General features: G+C 52.8%; 18 protein-coding genes. 8 read left to right on the forward strand and 10 right to left on the reverse strand.

Annotated elements, in window-relative coordinates:
• Window positions 1–6: 6 nt before the first annotated feature.
• Together rpoZ and gmk are read right to left on the reverse strand one after the other, a co-directional pair.
• A complete protein-coding gene (rpoZ, locus tag ACH0WD_RS11430; RefSeq protein ID WP_000135058.1) occupies window positions 7–282 on the reverse strand; it encodes a DNA-directed RNA polymerase subunit omega in 276 nt (91 codons plus the stop codon).
• 54 nt (window positions 283–336) lie between these two features.
• A complete protein-coding gene (gene gmk / locus ACH0WD_RS11435; protein ID WP_000046966.1) occupies window positions 337–960 on the reverse strand; it encodes a guanylate kinase in 624 nt (207 codons plus the stop codon).
• A 256-nt stretch (window positions 961–1,216) separates the two neighbouring features.
• On the opposite strand from gmk, the gene ligB reads away from it, so the two are divergent.
• Window positions 1,217–2,902, forward strand: coding sequence for an NAD-dependent DNA ligase LigB (gene ligB, locus ACH0WD_RS11440; RefSeq protein WP_001241833.1), 1,686 nt, complete (start codon window positions 1,217–1,219; stop codon window positions 2,900–2,902).
• On the opposite strand, the gene ACH0WD_RS11445 is transcribed toward ligB, so the two are convergent.
• Entirely contained in the window at window positions 2,899–3,516 is a 618-nt protein-coding gene (locus tag ACH0WD_RS11445; protein ID WP_000924334.1) for a trimeric intracellular cation channel family protein, read from the reverse strand. The two genes, ligB and ACH0WD_RS11445, sit on opposite strands and share 4 nt — an antisense overlap.
• Before the next feature lie 250 nt (window positions 3,517–3,766).
• Entirely contained in the window at window positions 3,767–4,648 is an 882-nt protein-coding gene (locus ACH0WD_RS11450; protein ID WP_001082977.1) for an HARLDQ motif MBL-fold protein, read from the reverse strand.
• Window positions 4,649–4,721: 73 nt separating this feature from the next.
• Here ACH0WD_RS11450 and ACH0WD_RS11455 point away from each other — a divergent pair, with 73 nt between their 5' ends.
• On the forward strand, window positions 4,722–5,624 hold the full coding sequence (locus tag ACH0WD_RS11455; protein WP_001050866.1) for a LysR family transcriptional regulator: 903 nt from the start codon (window positions 4,722–4,724) through the stop codon (window positions 5,622–5,624).
• Between the two features lie 49 nt (window positions 5,625–5,673).
• Here the strand turns inward: ACH0WD_RS11455 and ACH0WD_RS11460 are convergent, their stop codons facing one another.
• The gene (locus ACH0WD_RS11460) at window positions 5,674–6,537 is read right to left on the reverse strand and encodes a YicC/YloC family endoribonuclease (protein WP_000621352.1); all 864 of its coding nucleotides are present in this window, start codon (window positions 6,535–6,537) and stop codon (window positions 5,674–5,676) included.
• 125 nt (window positions 6,538–6,662) lie between these two features.
• Here ACH0WD_RS11460 and rph point away from each other — a divergent pair, with 125 nt between their 5' ends.
• Both rph and pyrE read left to right on the forward strand, forming a co-directional pair.
• On the forward strand, window positions 6,663–7,379 hold the full coding sequence (gene rph, locus ACH0WD_RS11465; RefSeq protein WP_001247078.1) for a ribonuclease PH: 717 nt from the start codon (window positions 6,663–6,665) through the stop codon (window positions 7,377–7,379).
• Between the two features lie 78 nt (window positions 7,380–7,457).
• Complete coding sequence (gene pyrE / locus ACH0WD_RS11470) at window positions 7,458–8,099, forward strand: orotate phosphoribosyltransferase (protein ID WP_000806165.1); 642 nt, start codon at window positions 7,458–7,460, stop codon at window positions 8,097–8,099.
• Between the two features lie 77 nt (window positions 8,100–8,176).
• Here the strand turns inward: pyrE and slmA are convergent, their stop codons facing one another.
• The 3 genes from slmA to coaBC form a co-directional block, all read right to left on the reverse strand.
• Window positions 8,177–8,773, reverse strand: coding sequence for a nucleoid occlusion factor SlmA (slmA, locus tag ACH0WD_RS11475; protein WP_000818607.1), 597 nt, complete (start codon window positions 8,771–8,773; stop codon window positions 8,177–8,179).
• Between the two features lie 107 nt (window positions 8,774–8,880).
• Window positions 8,881–9,339, reverse strand: a complete 459-nt coding sequence (gene dut, locus ACH0WD_RS11480) for a dUTP diphosphatase (protein ID WP_000976078.1) — start codon at window positions 9,337–9,339, stop codon at window positions 8,881–8,883.
• Window positions 9,317–10,537 carry a bifunctional phosphopantothenoylcysteine decarboxylase/phosphopantothenate--cysteine ligase CoaBC gene (gene coaBC, locus ACH0WD_RS11485; protein WP_000050176.1) on the reverse strand — a complete coding sequence of 407 codons (1,221 nt, stop codon included), beginning with the start codon at window positions 10,535–10,537 and terminating at the stop codon, window positions 9,317–9,319. Before coaBC ends, dut begins: the two co-directional genes overlap by 23 nt.
• A gap of 175 nt (window positions 10,538–10,712) precedes the next feature.
• On the opposite strand from coaBC, the gene radC reads away from it, so the two are divergent.
• From radC to mutM, 4 genes are all read left to right on the forward strand, one after another.
• The gene (gene radC, locus ACH0WD_RS11490) at window positions 10,713–11,378 is read left to right on the forward strand and encodes a DNA repair protein RadC (RefSeq protein WP_000380129.1); all 666 of its coding nucleotides are present in this window, start codon (window positions 10,713–10,715) and stop codon (window positions 11,376–11,378) included.
• A gap of 217 nt (window positions 11,379–11,595) precedes the next feature.
• The gene (gene rpmB / locus ACH0WD_RS11495) at window positions 11,596–11,832 is read left to right on the forward strand and encodes a 50S ribosomal protein L28 (protein WP_001519051.1); all 237 of its coding nucleotides are present in this window, start codon (window positions 11,596–11,598) and stop codon (window positions 11,830–11,832) included.
• Between the two features lie 20 nt (window positions 11,833–11,852).
• On the forward strand, window positions 11,853–12,020 hold the full coding sequence (gene rpmG / locus ACH0WD_RS11500) for a 50S ribosomal protein L33 (protein ID WP_001051798.1): 168 nt from the start codon (window positions 11,853–11,855) through the stop codon (window positions 12,018–12,020).
• Between the two features lie 97 nt (window positions 12,021–12,117).
• The gene (mutM, locus tag ACH0WD_RS11505) at window positions 12,118–12,927 is read left to right on the forward strand and encodes a bifunctional DNA-formamidopyrimidine glycosylase/DNA-(apurinic or apyrimidinic site) lyase (RefSeq protein WP_001114516.1); all 810 of its coding nucleotides are present in this window, start codon (window positions 12,118–12,120) and stop codon (window positions 12,925–12,927) included.
• A 27-nt stretch (window positions 12,928–12,954) separates the two neighbouring features.
• Here the strand turns inward: mutM and coaD are convergent, their stop codons facing one another.
• The gene (gene coaD / locus ACH0WD_RS11510) at window positions 12,955–13,434 is read right to left on the reverse strand and encodes a pantetheine-phosphate adenylyltransferase (protein ID WP_001171887.1); all 480 of its coding nucleotides are present in this window, start codon (window positions 13,432–13,434) and stop codon (window positions 12,955–12,957) included.
• 8 nt (window positions 13,435–13,442) lie between these two features.
• The gene (gene waaA / locus ACH0WD_RS11515; protein ID WP_000891582.1) at window positions 13,443–14,720 is read right to left on the reverse strand and encodes a lipid IV(A) 3-deoxy-D-manno-octulosonic acid transferase; all 1,278 of its coding nucleotides are present in this window, start codon (window positions 14,718–14,720) and stop codon (window positions 13,443–13,445) included.
• Window positions 14,721–14,725: the final 5 nt, after the last annotated feature.

Genomic DNA, 14,725 nt, shown 5'->3' on the forward strand with positions numbered 1-14,725 from the left:
TTGTGATTAACGACGACCTTCAGCAATAGCGGTAACGGCTTGTAATTCAGCGGCTTCCTGCTCTTGCTGTTCCTGGCGCTCGCGGACGTCAAGGATCTGGTTGTTAATCAGACCTTCTTCGATTTCGCGCAGCGCGATAACGGTAGTTTTATCGTTTTCTTCCGGTACCAGCGGATCCTTTCCGCCTACCTGCATCTGACGAGCGCGACGCGCGGCGACCAGTACCAGGTCAAAACGGTTACCAATTTTCTCTACAGCGTCCTGAACAGTTACGCGTGCCATACTTAAAATGCTCCACAGGTGAAGAAATGACTGGGCATGATACTGAAAGTGGGTTCAGTCTGCCAACAATTTGCTGATTAAAGCGTCATGACGCTGCTTTTGGCGGCTCATACGCAGACGTTCAGCGCGAATGATGGTTTTCAAGTCGCTTAACGCGGTATCAAAGTCGTCATTCACAATAAGATAATCATATTCGGCGTAATGGCTCATTTCTGCAACCGCTTGCGCCATTCGTTTGGCAATGACTTCTTCGCTATCTTGCCCGCGGCCGCGTAAACGGCGATCCAATTCGATCTTTGACGGCGGCAAAATAAAAATGCTGCGTGCTTGCGGCATCTTTTCGCGAATTTGCTGGGCGCCCTGCCAGTCGATATCGAGAAAAACATCAACGCCGGTTGCCAGCACTTGCTCAATGGTTTCGCGCGAAGTGCCGTAGTAATTGCCAAACACTTCCGCGTGCTCCAGAAACGCCTCCCTGCCAATCATGGTTTTAAACTCATCATGATTTACAAAGAAATAGTGCTCACCGTGCACTTCACCAGGACGCGGCGCGCGCGTGGTATGTGAAACGGAAACCTGAGTGTCATACAACGGTTGGGTTTTTAATAAAGCCTGAATCAGGCTGGATTTACCCGCGCCACTGGGGGCAGAAACAATATAAAGCGTACCTTGAGCCATGAGTATCTTACGTCTGTGATTATCGAAATAGAGCCTTGATACGGGCTTATTATACACATCGCCGTTATGCGACGTAGTCTTTGTCACACTTTTTGCGCCAGATTATTGCATTTTGCGTCCCTTTTTCCGCTTTTATCGCGTCGTTGCAGCAACCCACCAAAAAATCTGGAAAGCGGCTCGGATGATGCATTTTTACCTGTCGGTTTTTATTCACTAAAGCGCTATACCTGCCGGGCAATGTGCGCAGGAGGTCGTGATGAGATTATGGAAAAGTATGGCGTGGGGAATTTTATTGTGGCATTCGCAGAGTGGGGCGCTTTGCCCGGCCTGGCCGCCAGCAAGGGCCGCTGAAGAAATCGCCCGTTTACAGCAACAGCTCGCTGACTGGAATGACATCTACTGGAAACAAGGGGTTAGCGCGGTTGACGATAGTGTGTACGACCAACTCAGCGCAAGACTGGTTCAGTGGCAACGCTGTGTTGGTCAGGATGTTTCATCTACTCCGGTTTCACCGCCGTTAAACGGTACAACAATGCATCCTGTTGCGCATACGGGCGTACGCAAACTCGCGGACCGACAGGCGGTAGAACAGTGGATGCGCGGGCGCAGCGAGCTTTGGGTACAGCCAAAAGTGGATGGCGTAGCGGTAACGCTGGTTTATCAAAACGGTAAACTGACCAGGGCTATTAGCCGGGGTAACGGACTACAAGGCGAGGACTGGACGCCAAAAATTCGCCTGATCCCCTCTATACCGCAGACAACACAAGGCGCGCTAGCTAACGCGGTGTTGCAGGGCGAAATCTTTCTACAGCGCGAGGGGCATATCCAGCAACGGATGGGCGGGATGAATGCGCGCTCGAAAGTCGCAGGAATGTTAATGCGCCAGGATAACGCCTCCGCGCTAAATTCGTTGGGTATTTTTATTTGGGCGTGGCCGGACGGTCCGGCAAATATGCCCGAAAGATTAAGCCAACTTGCTAAGGCTGGATTCAGTCTGACGAAGAAATATTCCCTGGTGGTAAAAGATGCCAGCGAGGTCGAGCGGGCGCGCCAGTCATGGCTGACGTCAGCGTTGCCCTTTGTGACGGATGGCGTAGTGATACGCATGGCTAAAGAGCCCGCGTCACAATACTGGCGACCCGGGCAGGGCGACTGGCTGGCAGCATGGAAATATCCGCCAGTAGCGCAGGTCGCGCAAGTGAGCGCTATTCAGTTCTCGGTGGGGAAAAGCGGCAAAATTACCGTAGTAGCGTCGCTTGTCCCCGTTATATTGGATGATAAGCGGGTTCAGCGGGTCAATATCGGCTCTGTGAAACGTTGGGAAGCGTGGGATATCGCGCCGGGCGATCAGATCCTGGTGAGTCTGGCCGGGCAAGGCATTCCCCGGCTTGATGAGGTCGTCTGGCGGAGTCGTGAGCGGAGTAAACCTGTACCGCCTGATAGCCATTTCAACTCGCTGACCTGCTTTTACGCGTCGGCAACGTGTCAGGAACAGTTTATCTCCAGGCTGGTATGGCTGGGGTCACGGTCGGCGTTGGGTCTGGACGGAATGGGCGAAGCCAGCTGGCGGGCCTTGCATCAGACGCATCGCTTTGAGCATATCTTCTCCTGGCTTACCCTGACGTCAGCGCAAATAGCCAACACGCCAGGCTTTGCTAAAGGAAAAAGCGAGCAGATATGGCGGCAATTTAACCTGGCGCGCCGGCAGTCGTTTACCCGCTGGATCATGGCGATGGATATCCCCTTAACGCAGGCTGCATTACAGGCCAGCGGCGATCGTTCATGGGAGCAGTTATTAATGCGAACAGAGCAACACTGGCGGCAGTTACCAGCGACGGGCGAGCGTCGTGCCGGGAGAGTCATCGACTGGCGGAATAATCCGCAGATCAAAACGCTGAGCAGATGGCTGGCTGCTCAGCATATTCCCGGATTTGGGTCTTAGTGCCCTTCATGGCGGTAATAAAATACCGGCAGGCCAAGTTTAAGACGTAGCGCTAATAACCTTGCTGTAAAGCCAAACAGTAACGTAGAGATAACGACGACATCCGGATTCATGACGTAATGTTGCAGCGCAATATAGAGCACCGCCGAGGCGAACGAAATGCCGGCATATAGCTCTTTTTGAAACACCAGTGGAATGCGTTTGCAGAACATATCGCGGAGCACGCCGCCAAAGACGCCGGTAGTGACGGCGGCTACCACGGCGATAATTGGCCCTTCGCCCATATCAAGGGCTATCTGAGCGCCAATAATAGAGAAAACCACCAACCCCAGCGCGTCAAGTACCAGGAAAAGCTTGCGTAAATAGGGCATGACGGGGGCAACAATGGTGGTCAATACAGCGGCAGTCGCCACAATAATGACATATTCGGGATGCTTCACCCAACCCAGCGGATAGTGACCGAGCAGAATGTCGCGAACCGAGCCTCCACCAATGGCGGTGGCGGTAGCAATAATAATTACGCCGAATGTATCCATGCGACGACGACCCGCAGCGAGTGCGCCCGTCATGGCCTCGGCAGTGATGCCAATTAAATAAAGAACGTGCAACAGCATGATTTCCCCCTAATTTACTGGGGGCGAAGATTAACGATTTGTGCGCTGTATCACGATTGAGATTTTCTAAGGCATTACGTGATTAATAAATTTTAGTAATGATTTTAAATTTATGATTAATAATTATTTATTATAAATATCAATAAATTGAGTATCATTTTTGTGGTTTATTGTATGCGAGGTTTTTCTGTTTTGACTTAGATAATTTAAAAGAACGGCGCCCCGGACGCGCCGCCGGTGAATCATTTCATTATGGCTGCTGTGCGGTAAGTTGTGTGATGAAGCGCTGACGCGAGCGTTCTACATACTGTTGCAAGCCATTGGAATCAAAGAATGCCTGTGTATCGCCGTTGCGAAGTTGCTGTCGTTTCTCCAGTAGCCCGAAGCGGTCACCTTTATTGGCAATAAAGATATCAACATGCTGGGCGGCCAGTGTCTTAAAGCTACCCTGAATATCAGTAACCAGGTCAGGGTAATTTTTGTTGTTAATCAGCAGATAGTCGGGCGTGGCGAGACTGTCAGCGTAAATTAGCGTCTTGCCGTTGCGGAGCGTTACGCGCCAGGAAGTTGAGCCGGGCAGATGTCCAGGCGTGAATAGTGCTGTCACGGTTATCCCTCCGAGGCTGATGCTTTCCTGGTTGTGGATAATTTTATCAGTGGTGACGGGCGGGAAGGGGAGCGCATCGCCAAGCGCAAAATCCTCTCGTCCACCCCTCGCCATCTGATCGGCGTTGGGTTGGCTGGCGACCAATTGTGCGCCGCTCCACGCTTTCAAACGTGCCATGCCCCCCGCTTGATCCAGCCGCGCATGGCTATTCAACAGATAGCGCACGTCTGTGAGGCGGAATCCTGCCGCTTCAATATTCGCTTTAATTTGCGGTGCGCTTTCATCCAACCCCGCATCAATAAGAATATGCCCTGCCGGAGTGGTCAGCAGAATAGAAGAGAGATTTTCCGTGCCGACATACCACACGCCTTCTGTGATTTGAAACGGCTTTATAGGCTTAGCCCACGCTTTAAACAGTGATAACGGAGGCGCGGGTGATAACGGTTGTGAAGGATCTAATGCCGCCATGGCAGGAAGTGCTGATGTTGAAAATATACATACAATGAATAATGCATAGCGATTCATAATGTTCTCCTGATTGAAGCGCCCGCAGTATACCTGGCAGTAATTTAGCCAGGTTCAATAAGAGAGACGTTTAATGAACTTGCTGCAAATGGATATGAACCTGTTAAAAGTACTGTATGTGCTGCTGGAGACGAGCTCTACGGGGAAAACGGCGCAAAAGCTGGCTTTGTCGCCTTCTGCGGTAAGTCATGCGCTAATGAGATTGCGCGATGCGCTAAACGATCCGTTGTTTCGACGGGAAGGGAACCGCCAGATTGCTACGCCTTATGCGCAGGCGCTGCGTGACAAATTGGCGCCTGTGTTTGTTTCGCTTAATGAGGAGCTATTTGGCGATAAAGAGAACGGCTCCCGTTGTTTTCGGGTGGTACTTCCTCCCGCATTGAACGCGCTGCTTACGCCCGTTCTCGCAGAGAAAGGTCATCTTCATCAGGCGGTGATCGAGTGCCTTCCTTTTGCCCGCCGACCCTGGCGTGATGAACTGTTGGATAGCTCGGTTGATTTGGTGCTGGCAATTGGCGACCATCAAAAGCAGGTCAGCGCTCTGCATTACGAGCGGGTGGGGACTACGCGTTTGATCGCGGTTTATGGCGCGCCATTGCGTTCACGTCTGGAGAATGCCACAGCGTTGAATTTTGCTGATCTACAGCATTATCAACACATTTACTGTTTGCCGTGGACAAAAGAGAACAACGAACTGGACAGGCAGCAGGCTCGTGCCGGGTTTGAACGTCCGCTGGCGTTTGTTTGTCATGATTACAGTCAACTGGCGCCTGCTGTCCAGTCGGCGCCGCTAATGGCGATTGTACCGCGCCCCTGGTATGAAAATTTATCCGATAAGCGCGGTCTTTTTGTCCTGCCGCTTGCCGGGGAGCAGGCGGAAGGCGCTATTTTTATGCAGTATCGGGCTTCAACGGTAGAGTGGAAGCGGCGCCTTATCGACGCTATTCGCCGGAAATTAAAAACGTACTACCGATAAACGCGAGAGCCCGCATAAGGCGGGCTCTGTGACATATTGAGCGCCAGAATTATTCAATATTCTGGATTTGCTCGCGCATTTGCTCGATCAACACTTTTAATTCAATAGCGGAGTTAGTTACATCAGCGTTGATGGATTTGGAGGCCAGGGTGTTCGACTCACGGTTAAATTCTTGCATCATGAAGTCCAGACGGCGACCTACCGCCTCTTTTTTCTTCAGAATGTTGTAAGTCTCTTTGACGTGCGCTTCCAGACGATCCAGCTCTTCCGCCACATCAATGCGTTGCGCCATCATCACCAGCTCTTGCTCCAGACGGTTGTTTTCCAACTGAACCTGAGCATCTTCCAGCTTCGCGACCAGACGTTCACGTTGCCATTGCAGGATTTCCGGCATATGCGCGCGGACTTTCGCTACTTCGGCGCTGACGCCTTCCAGCCGTTGTTCAATCAGCGCTTTCAGCGCCTGGCCTTCCGTTTCGCGCGCGACGATAAAGTCATCCAGCGTACCGTCCAGCGCGGCTAAAATTTCTGCGGCAATCGCGTCCAGATCCTGCTCTTGCGCCGCCATGACACCTGGCCAGCGCAAAATATCAACCGGATTGATTTCCCCTTCGTCGCTCTGCATTTTGACCCAGTTTGCGGCGCTAACTAATTGTTTCGCGAGCTTTTCATTCAGAATAAGCTCGCCTTGCGCGCTGGCATCGGGTTCAAAACGCAGCATACATTCGACTTTGCCGCGCGTCAGGCGTGTACGAATGCGTTCGCGCACGACGGGTTCAAGACTACGGAACTGTTCCGGCAGACGAAAGTAAGTTTCCAGATAACGCTGGTTTACCGAGCGCATTTCCCAGGTCGCGCTACCCCATTCACCCTTGATTTCACGCCGGGCGTAGGCGGTCATACTGCGGATCATAGATGTTCCCGTTTTTAAAGGAGAGATGAGGGGATTATAGCTATCCAGGCCTTGTCAGGATAGGAATAACCATCGGAAGTCCGTATAATGCGCAGCCACATTCGTTTTAAGCCGGAGATCTCAATATGCGTCCAGCAGGCCGTAGCGCTAATCAGGTGCGTCCCGTAACCCTGACCCGTAACTATACAAAACACGCTGAAGGCTCGGTACTGGTCGAATTTGGAGATACCAAAGTGTTGTGCACCGCCTCCATTGAAGAAGGCGTTCCACGTTTTCTGAAAGGGCAAGGCCAGGGGTGGATCACCGCAGAGTATGGCATGTTGCCTCGCGCTACCCATACCCGTAACGCGCGCGAAGCGGCAAAGGGTAAGCAGGGCGGCCGTACTATGGAAATTCAGCGTTTGATCGCGCGTGCGCTGCGTGCGGCGGTCGATCTGAAAACGCTCGGCGAATTTACCATTACGCTGGACTGCGATGTAATCCAGGCCGATGGCGGTACGCGTACAGCGTCTATTACCGGTGCCTGCGTGGCGTTGGCGGATGCGCTGAATAAATTGGTTGCCAACGGTAAGCTGAAAACCAACCCGATGAAAGGCATGGTGGCGGCGGTTTCCGTAGGCATCGTTAACGGCGAAGCGATCTGCGATCTGGAATATGTTGAAGATTCCGCCGCAGAAACCGACATGAACGTCGTGATGACTGAAGATGGCCGCATTATTGAAGTTCAGGGTACCGCGGAAGGCGAGCCGTTCAGCCATGAAGAACTTCTCACTTTGTTGGCGCTGGCCCGAGGGGGAATTGAATCCATTGTGGCGACGCAGAAGGCGGCGTTAGAAAATTGATTTTAAGGCGACTGAAAAGTCGCCTTTTTTTTGTCCGTAAATTTCGTAAATGATGAAAGTAAGAAAAGGAGCGAATCCATGAAACCGTATCAGCGCCAGTTTATTGAGTTTGCGCTTAACAAGCAGGTACTAAAGTTTGGCGAGTTTACGCTGAAATCCGGGCGCAAAAGCCCCTATTTCTTCAACGCCGGGCTGTTTAATACCGGGCGCGACCTGGCGTTGTTAGGCCGTTTTTATGCCGAAGCGCTGGTGGATTCCGGTATTGAATTTGATCTGCTGTTTGGCCCCGCGTACAAAGGTATTCCGATCGCGACGACGACGGCGGTTGCGCTGGCGGAACATCACGATAAAGACCTGCCGTACTGCTTTAACCGCAAAGAGGCAAAAGATCATGGCGAAGGCGGGTGTCTGGTGGGCAGCGCGCTACAGGGCCGCGTGATGCTGGTGGATGACGTGATTACCGCAGGTACGGCGATTCGCGAGTCGATGGAGATTATTCAGGCGCACGGGGCTACGCTGGCTGGCGTACTGATTTCGCTGGATCGTCAGGAACGTGGCCGCGGCGAGATTTCCGCGATTCAGGAAGTGGAGCGCGACTATGGTTGTAAGGTTATCTCCATCATTACGCTGAAAGACCTGATTGCCTATCTGGAAGAAAAACCTGATATGGCTGAGCATCTGGCGGCTGTGCGAGCATACCGGGAAGAATTTGGCGTGTAAGCGAATTGCCCGGTGGCGCTTTACCGGGCTTATGTTTCTGTCGCCTGGATAAGGCGTGAGCCACTATCCAGTCAGCGTTACTGTAGCTGAGCGGCAATGAGCGGCCAGCGGGCGTCGAAATCGTCCGTTGGGCGGTATTTAAATTCGCTACGCACGAACCGTGAAAGCATACCTTCACAGAAGGCTAACAGTTGGCTTGCCAGCAGATTTTCATCCGTCGTGTAGCCTTCGCCTTCACGCATTCTTTTTTCTCGTAGCACCTGGCGGAGCTGCGCTTCGATGCGTTCAAAAAGCTGATTAATGCGCCCCTGCAGGCGATCCTGTTCAAACATCAGCGCGTGCCCGGTAAGAATGCGCGTCAGGCCAGGGTTGCGTTCGCCAAAACCCAGAATCAGCAACACAATCAGGCGCAAACGCGTGCTGGTGTTTTTTTCATCTTTTAAAATCAGATTGATACGGGTAATCAGACTATCTTCGATAAACTCAATCAGGCTATCGAACATGCGGGTCTTGCTGGGAAAATGGCGGTATAGCGCCGCTTCGGAAACGCCGACCGAGGCCGCCAGTTTTGCCGTCGTGATGCGTTGGCTTCCATCGCTGGATTCAAGCATCAGCGCCAGTGACTGAAGTATTTCTTCGCGACGATTCCTTTTCGCAGTTTGTTTTTCTGCCATGTTACAAAATACCCCTGAAAATAAGCACTTGCCAGGCGAGCACCCACGCTATAACCGCAAACTCAGCGCTTGCGGCAGTATTATGACGTTATGGGGATGCGTAAAATTTACTTACGGCCAGAATGACCGAAGCCGCCCTCGCCACGTTCGGTGGCGTCAAATGCTTCCACCAGATTAAATTCGGCCTGAACGACCGGAACAAACACCATTTGCGCGATACGTTCGCCCGGTTCAATGGTAAAACTGTCCTGACCACGGTTCCAGATCGAAACCATCAGTTGCCCCTGATAATCGGAATCAATCAGCCCGACCAGGTTGCCCAGCACGATACCATGTTTATGGCCCAGGCCAGAACGCGGCAACATGACTGCCGCCAGTGATGGATCGGCGATATGAATGGCCAGTCCGGTAGGCACCAACGTCGTTGCGCCAGGCGCCAGTTCTACGGCGTCGTCGAGACAGGCGCGCAGGTCAAGCCCGGCAGAACCAGAAGTAGCATAAGTCGGCAGCGGAAACTGCTGACCAACACGCGGGTCCAGAATCTTAACGTCGATTTTTTTCATCATAACGGGTCACGATCTCGTCGAGTAATAATTGGCCCAGGAGTTCTTTCCGCTCAAGCGGTAAGACTTTATCTCCATCCTGCCAGAAAAGGTGTAAAGCGTTTTTATCGCTATTAAATCCCTGATTTGAAAGAGAAACATCATTTGCACAAATCAGGTCAAGGTTTTTACGGATACGTTTTTGCCGGGCGTATTCTTCCACATTATTCGTTTCCGCGGCAAACCCAACAACATAGGGTCGATTGTCACTGAGTGCGGCCACCCCGGCGACAATGTCCGGGTTTTTGACCATTTTTATTAGTAATTCATCACCTTGCGCCGCCTGTTTTTTGATTTTTTCACTGGCGATAGTCTCTGCGCGATAGTCAGCCACGGCGGCGCAGCTAATGAAAATATGCTGCTGTTGAACGGCGGCCTGAACAGCGGCTTCCATGTCCAGCGCGGTTATGACATCAACCCGTTTTACAAAAGGCGGCGTTGGTAACGAAACGGGACCGGAGACCAGCGTGACATTTGCGCCGCGACGCGCTGCGGCCGCCGCAATAGCGAAGCCCATTTTACCTGAGCTGTGGTTGGAAATATAACGCACCGGGTCGAGCGGTTCGCGCGTCGGGCCTGCCGTAATCATGATATTAAGATGTCGCAGATCGTTGACGGCAGCGAAATGCGCGGCGGCCTTATCAACGATAACTAATGGGTCCAGCATTCGGCCTGGGCCTACATCGCCGCACGCCTGACTGCCGCTATCCGGCCCCCAAATGAACAGGCCGCGAGAGGCGAGCACCTCCAGATTATGTTGCGTGGCGGCAGCGCGGTACATCTGTTGGTTCATGGCCGGAAGAACGGCCACCGGGGCTGGCGTCGCCAGGCAGATGGTGGAGACTAAATCATTAGCCATACCCGATGCTACACGGGCGATCAGATCGGCGGTCGCGGGGGCAAGAATCACCAGGTCGGCCCATTTCCCCAACTCGATATGCCCCATCGCGGCTTCGGCGGCAGGGTCAAGCAGACTGTCGGATACGGGATAGCCCGACACTGCCTGTAAGCTCAGGGGGGTAATAAAGGCTTTTGCCGCCTCGGTCATTGCCACGCGCACGTCAGCGCCGCGCTCACGTAAACGGCGCACCAGCTCCGGCGTTTTATACGCAGCGATACCGCCGCTAACGCCGAGAACAATTTTTTTACCGGCCAGGCTCATCATGTCTTTCCTGTTGGGTGACTTTGAAAGGCGGCTATTTTATCACAATCTCTACGGCGTCGTGTCTTTGCCTGCGCTCCACTTTGCGAGGCGCTACGCAAGAACAAAATCGGGGCGTCGATCTCTCCCAAAGGCTGTGCCACTATGCCGCTTCCTTAAAAAAGGAGGTGCGCGTATGGATACGTTGGACGAGTTATTACCGCGTGAAAAAATGCTCAGATCCGGCATTGCTTCCCTCAGCGACGTGGAACTGCTGGCGCTTTTTTTACGTACCGGCACGCCGGGAAAAGATGTTATGACGTTGGCAAAAGAGATATTGCAGCACTTTGGGTCGCTGTATGGCCTGCTGTCGGCGGACTTTGCGCAGTTTCGCGGCGTAAACGGCATCGGCCTGGCGAAATTCGCGCAGTTGAAAGGCATTGCTGAGCTGGCAAGGCGCTATTACAGCGTGCGCATGAATGAGGAAAGTGCGTTGCTGAGTCCGGAAATGACGCGGGAATTTCTGCAAAGCCAACTGACGGGCGAAGAGCGTGAGATCTTTCTGGTGATCTTCCTCGATGCCCAGCACCGGGTGCTTCAGCACAGCCGCCTGTTTTCCGGCACGCTTAACCACGTAGAGGTGCATCCGCGTGAGATTGTTCGGGAAGCGATTAAACTCAATGCTTCAGCGGTCATTCTGGCGCATAACCACCCTTCAGGCTGCGCAGAGCCAAGTAAAGCAGATAAACTTATCACTGAGCGCGTGATAAAGTGTTGCCAGTTTATGGATATCCGGGTGCTCGATCACCTGATAATTGGGCGCGGAGAGTACGTTTCTTTTGCCGAACGCGGCTGGATTTAAGATTCTTTGCGCGATCCATCGGGATCTTTGTCTGTTCGGGACTTGAGCATATCGCCGGGTCAGCGTATACTACGCCACCTTTGAGAATCTCGGGTTTGGCATTTGGGCCTGGCAATCGAGAGTTCAATAGAACTGCGCGATGACCAGGCTGTAAAGCCTGACGAGGCGCCGATACCCCATACGAAGCTCGAGCTAATTTGATTTTTGGAGAATAGACATGTCCCGAGTCTGCCAAGTTACTGGCAAGCGTCCGGTGACCGGTAACAACCGTTCCCACGCACTGAACGCGACTAAACGCCGTTTCCTGCCTAACCTGCACTCTCACCGTTTCTGGGTTGAGAGCGAGAAGCGTTTTGTCACCCTGCGTGTATCTGCTAAAGGTATGCGTATCATCGATAAAAAAGGCATCGAAACAGTTCTGTCTGAACTGCGTGCCCGTGGCGAAAAGTACTAAGTACTAAGAGGAAATAAATCATGGCTAAAGGTATTCGTGAGAAAATCAAGCTGGTTTCTTCTGCTGGTACTGGTCACTTCTATACCACTACGAAGAACAAACGTACTAAACCGGAAAAACTGGAACTGAAAAAATTCGATCCAGTTGTCCGTCAGCACGTGATCTACAAAGAAGCGAAAATCAAATAATTCTCGCTTTGATGTAACAAAAACCTCGCTTCGGCGGGGTTTTTTGTTTTCTGGCCGTCCCCATATTAATGAGACCTGCCACACAGCCGGAGACGTTATGCCTGAATTACCCGAAGTTGAAACCAGCCGCCGGGGTATTGAACCCCATTTAGTTGGCGCTACTATCCTGCACGCCCATATCCGTAACGGCCGTCTGCGCTGGCCGGTTTCAGACGAAATTTATCGTCTGAGCGATACACCCGTCCTTAGCGTTCAGCGTCGTGCTAAATATTTACTGCTGGAGCTGCCTGACGGCTGGATAATTATTCACCTGGGGATGTCGGGAAGCTTGCGGATACTGTCGGAAGCGCTGCCGGCGGAAAAGCACGACCATGTCGATTTGGTGATGAGCAATGGCAAAATTCTACGTTATACCGATCCTCGCCGCTTTGGCGCCTGGTTATGGACCAAAGAGCTGGAAGGGCATAACGTACTGGCGCATCTGGGACCGGAGCCGCTAAGCGATGAGTTTAATGGCGAATATTTGCGGCAGAAATGCGCGAAGAAGAAGACGGCGATTAAACCCTGGCTGATGGATAACAAGCTGGTGGTCGGCGTGGGGAATATCTACGCCAGCGAGTCGCTGTTTGCCGCTGGTATTCACCCTGACCGCCTGGCGTCGTCACTCTCGACAGAGGAGTGCGACCTGCTGGCACGGGTGATTAAAGCCGTTTTGCTGCGCTCTATTGAACAAGGCGGGACAACGCTGAAGGATTTTCTGCAAAGCGATGGGAAACCGGGCTATTTTGCGCAGGAGTTGCAGGTGTACGGGCGCAAAGGCGAGCCGTGTCGGGTATGCGGTACGCCGATAGTCGCAACGAAACACGCACAGCGTGCGACGTTCTATTGCCGTCACTGTCAGAAGTAAAACGCCAGGCCCGGCAGGGAAGGAAACTTATTTCAACTTATCCATTAGCGCCTGATGCACATTGTCCGGCAGAAAGTGGGTCACATCGCCCTGATGGCGTGCCACTTCTTTGACCAGCGACGATGAAATAAACGACCACTCTTTGGACGGCATCAGGAAAACGCTTTCCAGTTGCGGCATCAGATGGCGATTCATATGCGCCAACTGCATTTCATATTCAAAATCCGCCACCGCGCGCAGACCACGAATCAGGATATTCGCCTGTCTGTCGCGGGCGAAATTGGCCATCAGGTCGCTAAAGCCCACCACCTCTACGTTACCCAGGTGTGCGGTCGCTTTTTGCGCCAGCGCCACACGCTCCTCCAGGGTGAACATGGGTTTCTTGCCGGGGCTAGCGGCGATGGCCAGAATGACATGGTCGAACATCTGCGTTGCGCGCGTCACAATATCGAGATGACCGTTAGTAATCGGATCAAACGTGCCTGGATAAATCGCCCGTTTTTGCATGACAGTCCTCAATGCGTTTTCGGTGGCAGATAAGGTTCCAGCAGTTGCAGCAGACGCTGGAGCGCGCCCTGATTTTGATACAGCACTTCAACTGCGTGACGTCCGTAGAAATTACGATAATCAGCGTCGGTCAGTAAAGAGGAAACTTCTTTTGCCAGCGTAGCCGCATCGGTAATCGTGATAAGTCCGCTCGCCTGATCCAGACGGGCGCAAATATCTTTAAAGTTAAAGGTATGCGGACCCATCAGTACCGGAATCGCATGAGCGGCGGCCTCCAGCGGGTTATGACCGCCGCGTTCAACCAGCGAACCACCAACAAAGGCGAGATCGGCAATGCCATAGAGCAACATTAATTCGCCCATGGTATCGCCTACCACGACTTGGGTGCTGGCGGACGGCACTTCGCCCGAAGAGCGAGTGATGTAGCTTAACCCTGCCTGACGCACAAGATTGATAGCATCCGGGAAACGCTCCGGATGGCGGGGCACCAGAATCAGTAATAAATTCGGGAATTGATGTAATAACGCCTGGTGAGCGGCGATAACGATACTCTCTTCGCCATCGTGGGTGCTGGTGGCAATCCAGACCGGACGGTGCGGCGCCCACTGGCGGCGTAGCGTAACGGCTTTAGCCGCCAACTGCGGCGTAACTGAAATATCAAATTTCAGACTGCCGGTGACCGTGACCTGATTGTTCTTCGCGCCCAATGCCACAAAGCGTTCGCCATCTTCTTCGTTTTGCGCGGCAATCAGAGTGATACGGCGCAGGAGCGTACGGACAAACTTGCCAAGCTTCGCATAACCCGCGGCGGAGCGGGCGGAAAGCCGCGCATTAGCGATAACCAGCGGAATATGACGTTTGTGTAGCGCAGCAATCAGATTTGGCCAGAGCTCAGTCTCCATGATCAATACCAGCTTAGGATCAATCTTATTGAGGAAACGATTGAGCGCATCGGGCAAATCATAAGGCAAGTAAACGTGCTGAACATCGTTGCCAAAGGCGGACTGGACGCGCTCCGAGCCGGTCGGCGTCATGGTCGTTACGGTAATAGGCAGATCGGGATAGCGATGACGTAGAGCGCGGACCAATGGGATGGCCGCCAGAGTTTCGCCCACCGAGACGGAATGCAGCATGATTCCGCCCGGTTTCAACGGACGGCGGTAGAATCCGTAGCGTTCACCCCAGCGCTTACGATAGGCTGGCGCTTTACGTCCACGCACCCAAAGCCGTATCCAGATCAGAGGCTGAATAAGGTAGAGAAGAGCGGTGTAAAGCAATTCGAGCATAGTAA

Source organism: Salmonella sp. 2020_1395 (assembly GCF_043848115.1).
GTDB classification, from domain to species: domain Bacteria; phylum Pseudomonadota; class Gammaproteobacteria; order Enterobacterales; family Enterobacteriaceae; genus Salmonella; species Salmonella enterica.